The organism is Staphylococcus agnetis, from assembly GCF_002901865.1.
GTDB classification, from domain to species: domain Bacteria; phylum Bacillota; class Bacilli; order Staphylococcales; family Staphylococcaceae; genus Staphylococcus; species Staphylococcus agnetis.
This window is the reverse complement of sequence record NZ_PPQF01000072.1, coordinates 1-6,500: the sequence shown is the minus strand read 5'-3', so window position 1 is coordinate 6,500 and position 6,500 is coordinate 1. Positions and strand designations below refer to the sequence as shown.

The following is a 6,500-nucleotide window of genomic DNA, read 5'->3' as shown; positions in this document are numbered from 1 at the left end:
AGCAGGGATTTTTTAGTATAACTTTTGTTGCCCACCCGCATAGCAGGTGGTTTATTGTTTCGCACGTTTTACGTGCTCAACTGACTGAAGTCATTAATAAAAACACGCTCGACCAATGATAGGTCAAGCGTGTTATTTTTATTCGATTGCCCCAGCTTTAGGATCTGATTCACCATGAACATAGTAATCAACATATTCAGGCTCTAAAGGTTTTACCCCTTTAATAATATCTGCAGCTTTTTCAGCTAACATTAAAACTGGCGCATGGATATTACCATTTGTTGTTGTAGGCATGACAGACGCATCAACCACGCGTAAGTTTTCCATACCATGAACTTTCATTGTTAGTGGGTCAACGACAGCCATTGGGTCTGAGGCTGGTCCCATTTTCGCACTACAAGATGGGTGTAATGCTGTTTCAGCATCACGACGTACCCAATCTAAAATTTCTTCATCTGTTTGAACTGAAGGTCCTGGTGAAATTTCGCCACCATTGTATTTGTCCATCGATGGTTGTTTTAAAATGTTTCGTGCAACGCGAATCGCTTCAACCCATTCTTGTCTATCTTCTGGCGTAGATAAATAGTTAAAGACAAATTCTGGTTTTTCATATGGGTTTGTTGATTTAATTTTTAAATATCCACGTGAATTTGAATACATAGGTCCCACATGAACTTGATAACCATGTGCAGTTGGTGCTTTTTGGCCATCATATCGTACTGCTAACGGTAAGAAGTGGAACATTAAATTTGGATATTTCACATTGTCATTTGAGCGTACGAATCCGCCACCTTCAAAGTGGTTACTTGCCGCAGCACCCGTACGACGTGTTAACCATTCAATACCGATAAATGGCATTTTTAATTTATTTAAGCTTGGTTGCATTGATACCGGTTCTTTACATTTATGTTGTACGTACACTTCTAAATGATCCTCGAAGTTTTCACCCACACCTGGCAAGTGGATACGTGGTTCAACGCCCACAGAACGTAAGTGTTCAGAATCACCAATACCAGACAACTGTAATAATTGTGGTGTATTAATCGCACCACCAGATAAGATGACTTCTTGCGCTAATGCTTTATGCAATTTGCCATTTCGTTTGAATGTCACACCCGTTACGCGATTGCCATCAAAATGAAGTTTTTCTACAAATGCACGTGTTTTAACAGTCAAGTTCGGACGTTTCATAGCGGGACGTAAGTATGCGCGTGAAGCAGATACACGACGCCCATTATGAATTTGACTATCAAATGGACCGAAACCTTCTTGGCGATATCCGTTCACGTCTTTTGTTTTATGATAACCAGCATCTACTGCCGCATTAAAGAATGATTCAAACAATGGGTTGTCTGCTGGGCCTCGACGTAATTTTATTGGACCATTTAAGCCACGGATTGGATCATCTTTGTCTGCACCAAATGCAGTTTCTAAACGTTTAAAGTATGGTAAACAATGCGCATAATCCCATGTATCCATGCCTTCAGGTTTACCCCATTTTTCATAATCTAATGGATTTCCACGTTGATAAATCATACCATTGATAGAACTTGAACCACCGAGTACTTTACCACGTGTATGGAACACTTTACGACCACCCATGTGTGGTTCTTCGGCCGTTTCATATTTCCAGTCATATAAACGATTACCTGATGGATACATTAATGCAGCTGGCATTTGAATGAGTAAATCCCAAGGGTAATCACTACGCCCTGCTTCTAATACAAGTACCTTTTTATCTTTATCTTCACTTAAACGTGCACCTAAAACGGAACCTGCACTTCCGCCTCCGATAATAATGTAATCATACATTTTGTCGTACGCTTTACTCATGAGTGAATTGCCTCCTTCAAATTATGCGTTGTTTTTACCAAACCATCCGATTGGTTCTGGGTTTGTATTCATTAAAATGTGTTTTGTTTCTAAATATTCATCTAAACCTTCGTGACCAAGTTCACGGCCAATACCTGATTGCTTATAGCCACCCCATGGTGCTTGCGCAAAGTATGGATGGAAGTCATTGATCCAAACCGTACCCATACGCATTTTCTTCGCAACGCGGTTGGCTTTACCGATATCTTTTGTGAAGACGCCCCCTGCTAAACCATAGATAGAATCATTTGCGAGATGAATGGCTTCTTCTTCAGTGTCAAAACCTTCAATTGTGACAACCGGTCCAAATACTTCTTCTTGAACGATACGCATAGATGTATCACAATCTGTAATCACTGTTGGTTCAAAGAAGAAACCGTTCTTCAAGTCGTCACGCTCTGGACGTTTTCCACCAATCGCGATCGTCGCACCTTCTTCTTTAGCAATCGCCATATAGCTTTCAACTTTGTCGCGGTGTGCCGCTGAAATTAATGGTCCAAGTTCTGTTGATTCATCAAAACCGTTACCCATTTTAATGTTTTTAATACGTTCGATGAGTGCTTTTTCAAAATCTGCTTTAATGTCGTTATGCACGATAATACGTGAACCTGCTGAACAAACTTGACCAGCATGGAATAACCCACCATTTAAGGCTTGGTCTACCGCTAAATCAAAATCAGCATCGTCAAAAATGACATTTGGATTTTTTCCCCCGAGTTCAAGCGCTATGTTCGTAACGTGATCTGCTGCTTGTTTCATGATGCGTTTACCTGTTTGAATCCCACCGGTAAATGAAACAAGATCGATATCTTTATGCGTTGACATGATGTCTCCAATTTCTGAACCTGCACCAAGTACTAGGTTTACGACACCTTTAGGGAAGCCGACTTCTTCCATTAATTCAAATACACGAATTGTCGTTAATGGCGTGATTTCACTTGGCTTCATGACAATGGAGCATCCTGTCGCAAGTGCGGGTGCAATCTTCCATGACGCTTGTAGTAATGGATAGTTCCAAGGTGTGATTTGCGTCACAACGCCCACAGGTTCTTTAACGATTTTACTGTCCGTATTAGGAATTGGAGAGTTAATGATCTCGCCACCCACTTTATCCGCTAAACCAGCAAAATACATAAAGACGTTATGAATGTCATCCATATCAGCACGAGATTCTTCTAGCGTTTTACCTGTATCTAACGTTTCAAGTTGTGCAAGTTCCTCACGATGTGCTTTAATTTTGTCTGCAATTGCACGCACTTTTTGACCTTTCACATCTCCTGTTTCATCCGCATAAACCCCTTCATCGAATGAACGGCGTGCTGCTAAAATAGCGCGTTCAACATCTTCAGTTGTACCTTCAGCCACTTCTAAAATGACTTCTTGATTATAAGGATTGATGATTTCACGTGTTGCTTTGTTACTGCTTTCAACCCACTCGCCATCAATATATTGACGACGTGATAACTGTTTCACAAATTCCATCAAACGACCCTCCGTTAAGTTTGTTAAGTTTTTATTTAACGAATTTCACAAAGTAAACTTTAACATTACCAACATGCCTTGTCAATGTTCATACTTTTTACTTACCCCATAGGTTTTAAGCTTAAATGAATTTAAATCATGCGATGGCTATAGTTTTCATGTGACGCTCTTTTAATCTCAGTTTGTTAAAAAAGTAATAAATATTTCTAATTTCTTTAATTTTATGGGTATAATGCACTTAAATCGTGATAAAATATAACGTGCAAATTGGAGGTGTGCTGTCATGAAAAAAACAAAATCTTATGAAACACAACTTGAAACAGCGAAAGACATAGTAATTAATTCTATTGCAGAAACGATGGATTTATATGGCATTAACCGTAGTGTTGGTAATTTATATGGCATCATGCTTTTTAAAGACAGCATGACTTTGGATGAAATGCGTCAAGAACTCCAAATGAGTAAGCCAAGTATGAGTGCAGGTGTCAAAAAACTACAAGAGTTAGATGTCGTGAAACAACGATTTACACGAGGTAGTCGCAAACAACATTTTGAAGCAGAAAAAGACTTTTTCGACTTTTTCAGTAATTTCTTCACAAAAAAATGGCAACGTGAGTATACGGTAAACTTTGCAGCAGTTAAAGAAGCAGAAGCCATTATTGACCACATCTTAGCAGCGGATGATGTTGATGAAGCTACACGAGAAGAAGCAGAAGAGATTAAAACACACATGGCCCATTCTCGTGTCTATTACCACTGGTTAGAAAATATCAGTAATGCAATTAAAACAGGTGAAATTTTCGAACATTATCCAATTCCAGACCCTCAAGAAACGGAAAAATAAATAATCTGAAGAACTTTACATTTTAAACTGTCTACGAAGCATAGCGCTTTGTAGGCAGTTTTTTGTGCTAATTATTGAGATACGAATAACGTCATTGTCGTTGGTAAAAAATATGGAATAACGCATCTCCACATTTTTTGTGTATGAAAATACGCGACATTAATTCAACACCATACAAAAAGACAAACCTATTTTTATCTAAGTTAGGTTTGTCTCATTTGATGAAGGGATCCGCCCTTCCACTTATTTATAAATTATCGTCGTCTTCATCATCTTTCTTTTCAGAGACTTGGACAATACGTAACGAACGGCGCTCAATCTTTTTAAACCGTTCTGCGCGTGTTTGTAATGCGATACGATCATTAGAAAGAATCATAATAAACGAAACCATGATAATGACGAAAATCGCAATTAACGGCACACCGGCGACAATTGAGGCTGTTTGTAGAATTTCAAGTGCTTTTTCCCCACCTACTAACATTAGTGAGAACGGTAGTAAACAGAGCGCAAATGCCCAGAATAAACGATTCCATTTGAATGGCTCCCCATCAACTTTCATTTGTGTCGCTGCTGCGACAATGTAGGATGCTGAGTCAAATGTTGTCACTAAAAATAAGAACGCAGACATAATAAACAAGACGACAACAACTGTTGAAAATGGTAATTGGCTAATGACTTCAATAATTGTTGCTTCTGTACCATGCGCATTTAAATATTTAACTACATCAAATTTTCCTGAAATTTGAAGATATGCAGCATAATTTCCGAAAATACCAAAGAACAAAATACATCCAAATGTACCGTATGCAATTGTTCCTAAAATCACTTCTTTCAAGGTACGCCCTTTAGAAATACGAGCGATAAATAAACCAATAAATGGTGCATAGACAATCCACCATGCCCAATAGAATATTGTCCATGTTTGTGGGAAATTCGTCTCTTTTCTACCGCCAATCCCCCCAAACGGTTCAAGCCACGTTGCCATTTGGAAGAAATTTTTCATCATATTTCCAAAGCCCGTTACCGTTGTTTCCATAATAAAAATGGTAGGTCCAACTATGAAAACAAACGCGAGTAACACAAAGGATAACCAGACGTTTAAGTCACTTAATAACTGTATTCCTTTTTTCAAACCTTGATATGAACTATAGGCAAATACCGCTGTAATACATAATAAAACGATACTTTTAACAACCATACTGTGCCCATCAAGACCAAAAAGTTTTTCTAAACCTGCTGTAATCATTGGTACACCTAAAGCGAATGACGTGGCTGTACCACCCATTAATCCAAAAATAAATAAAATATCAACAAGTTTACCTAAAAATTTGTCCGTTTGACCTTTCAAAATAGGTCGACATGCTTGGCTAATTTTAAATATAGGTTGCTTTTTAACAAATACAAGATATCCAATAGGTAAAGCTGGCAACACGTAAATCGACCATGCGATAGGTCCCCAATGGAACATACCGTACATTGTCGCATACCCAAGAGCCTCTTCACTCATTGGCTTTGCGCCAAATGGTGGTCCTTGGAAATAATAGGCCCACTCAATCACGCCCCAATATAAAATATCCGAGCCAATACCAGCACAAAAGAGCATAGATGCCCATGCAAAATCACTAAATTCTGGTTTATCACTTGCACGGCCAAGTGTAACTGAGCCGTATTTACCAAAAGCGATATATAAAACAAACCCAAATATAGTTAAGCCGAGGACTAGATATAGTGCCCCAAGTTTAGACGTTACAAAATCATTCATTGCCATGACGACAGATCGACTTTGGTCAGGAAAGACCATCATAGGAATGACAGTAAGTAAAAGTGCTAATGCTGTCCCTATAAAAACGACCCAATCTATCATTTTCCGATTTCGAAGCAATAGAAGCTCCCCCTTTATGTATTGAATCAATTACATTGCTTTTCTTGCTGAAAATCTACAGATGTGTTTCGTCTTAATACATGCCTTAGGGTATCTAATAATTCATTTTAATGCAAATTACATACAATTACTTTGTGACAACTTAATGAATATATATAACATCCTCATTAGAAGAATATTGTCAAAACGCCTTAATTAACTACATAAAGAACGTTAATAATTTACTTAACAAATTAAAATTTGGATTTTTATGCACTATAAATGAATATTTATTTGTAAATAATGTGTTTTCTAAGTTGATTTTAGAATTTTTAAGGTTTTCATTTTTGTGTTTTATAGACTTACTATGTTACTGCATTTTAAAAATGACATTTTAAGTGAAAATCAGAAGCATACTTTTAACAAAAATACACTTTACAC

4 protein-coding genes are annotated in these 6,500 nt (G+C 37.8%); 1 reads left to right on the top strand and 3 read right to left on the bottom strand.

Annotated features, from left to right (window positions below):
- Positions 1-138: 138 nt before the first annotated feature.
- Both betA and betB read right to left on the bottom strand, forming a co-directional pair.
- Positions 139-1,833 carry a choline dehydrogenase gene (betA, locus tag CD172_RS10315; protein ID WP_103346294.1) on the bottom strand — a complete coding sequence of 565 codons (1,695 nt, stop codon included), beginning with the start codon at positions 1,831-1,833 and terminating at the stop codon, positions 139-141.
- 21 nt (positions 1,834-1,854) lie between these two features.
- Positions 1,855-3,354 (bottom strand): betaine-aldehyde dehydrogenase, encoded by a 1,500-nt coding sequence (gene betB, locus CD172_RS10310; RefSeq protein ID WP_103346293.1) that lies wholly within the window; start codon positions 3,352-3,354, stop codon positions 1,855-1,857.
- A gap of 283 nt (positions 3,355-3,637) precedes the next feature.
- Between betB and cudC the strand changes: the two genes are divergently transcribed.
- Entirely contained in the window at positions 3,638-4,198 is a 561-nt protein-coding gene (gene cudC / locus CD172_RS10305; RefSeq protein ID WP_037565818.1) for a choline uptake/conversion transcriptional regulator CudC, read from the top strand.
- A 247-nt stretch (positions 4,199-4,445) separates the two neighbouring features.
- On the opposite strand, the gene CD172_RS10300 is transcribed toward cudC, so the two are convergent.
- Positions 4,446-6,062, bottom strand: coding sequence for a BCCT family transporter (locus CD172_RS10300; protein ID WP_225906172.1), 1,617 nt, complete (start codon positions 6,060-6,062; stop codon positions 4,446-4,448).
- Positions 6,063-6,500: the final 438 nt, after the last annotated feature.

Bases quoted from the DNA above. Each gene is read 5' to 3' on its own strand.
- betA (WP_103346294.1), bottom strand. From the start codon at position 1,833: ATGAGTAAAGCGTACGACAAAATGTATGATTACATTATTATCGGAGGC.
- betB (WP_103346293.1), bottom strand. From the start codon at position 3,354: ATGGAATTTGTGAAACAGTTATCACGTCGTCAATATATTGATGGCGAG.
- cudC (WP_037565818.1), top strand. From the start codon at position 3,638: ATGAAAAAAACAAAATCTTATGAAACACAACTTGAAACAGCGAAAGAC.
- CD172_RS10300 (WP_225906172.1), bottom strand. From the start codon at position 6,062: ATGATAGATTGGGTCGTTTTTATAGGGACAGCATTAGCACTTTTACTT.